Annotated in this window: 2 protein-coding genes and 1 pseudogene; all 3 read left to right on the forward strand. The window is 51.9% G+C overall.

Translation table 11 applies throughout. The annotated features are described in order from the left end of the window. Positions 1-112 precede the first annotated feature (112 nt). Positions 113-283: a hypothetical protein gene (locus A6R74_RS22785; RefSeq protein WP_165603342.1), complete on the forward strand. Its 171-nt coding sequence runs from the start codon at positions 113-115 to the stop codon at positions 281-283. Beyond that, on the forward strand, positions 283-747 hold the full coding sequence (locus A6R74_RS10635) for a 3TM-type holin (RefSeq protein WP_064232721.1): 465 nt from the start codon (positions 283-285) through the stop codon (positions 745-747). The genes A6R74_RS22785 and A6R74_RS10635 overlap by 1 nt, the downstream gene beginning before the upstream one ends. 181 nt (positions 748-928) lie before the next feature. Then, positions 929-1,145: pseudogene (locus tag A6R74_RS22940) on the forward strand (hypothetical protein); the annotation flags it as partial.

Here is a 1,145-nt window from a genome sequence, read left to right on the forward strand (position 1 = left end):
CGGCATATGCAGACAGGAATACAGGTGCTGTTGGTAGCGCTGATCATTTGGGCTGGCTCTGAGCTGGTGTATGGATTCAGGTTGACACACAGGGGGGCAGCAGTCGGTCGTTTTGGAAGAACGGCTGACCACCCAGGGCTTAATGATTCAGGAAATGCGCCAAGAGCTAAAAAGCTGGGGTGATACCTACTACCGAGCATCCGATGCTCGCCGTGATCTTGATGAGATCGAAAGCCGCATCGATAACCTGAACAGCCGCGTGTCGGCGCTGGAGACTAAGTGATGAGTATCGCAGCCAAAGCGTTATCAGTAATCACTGGCCCGCTATTCAGTGTGATCGATAAAGCAGTGACCGATAAGGATGAGGCAGCGCGTCTAAAACACGAAATTCAGACGCAGCTGATTGATGCGGAAAACAGCGCGCTTAAAGCACAGATGCAGGTGATATTGGCAGAGGCCGCGGGCGAGAGCTGGCTGCAACGCAATTGGCGCCCGATTCTAATGCTTACTATCGTGGCAATCGTCGCTAACAACTATCTGATCGCGCTGTACTTGTCTGCCATGTTTGGTGTAGGCCTGACGCTGCCATTGCCCGAAGCGCTCTGGAATCTCATGACGCTAGGTGTTGGTGGCTATATCGCTGGCCAAACCGCTGAGCGTGGCATTTCTACCTGGCAAAGCGGGCAAGTGGCCCGCGAGCAGGCGAAAGCGCAACAGGGCATTTACCAACAGATTCCAAAGCATTAAACGGTTCTCGCTGTGAAGCAACAAGGGAACGCTGTGAAGCGCCGCCTAAGGCCATGCCGTGAGGCACAGCCAACGCCGCCCGGCACGTCGTGAGACGCCCGGGTATTTTTAAACATGCACTAAATTTAATGTTTCTCAGGCCGATACTGTAAAGGAAGGCTCACAAATCAAGGGAAGCAAAATGAAATTAGCTACTACTGTCGTCATGACTTGCGTTTTCGGGGCTCTATCGTTTACTGCTAACGCTAGCTCTTTTGGCCCCCCGAATGCCTGGGCAAGCGGTTGGGGGCAGGGTGTGAATGAATACGTAGCCAATAATCAATACGGTGATTACCTGTATATTGCTTGTGACCCCTATTCGCATGTAAAAATGACATTGAATATAGGTGAGCATAGCT

This window comes from Halomonas sp. ALS9 (assembly GCF_001651035.1).
GTDB lineage: Bacteria > Pseudomonadota > Gammaproteobacteria > Pseudomonadales > Halomonadaceae > Vreelandella.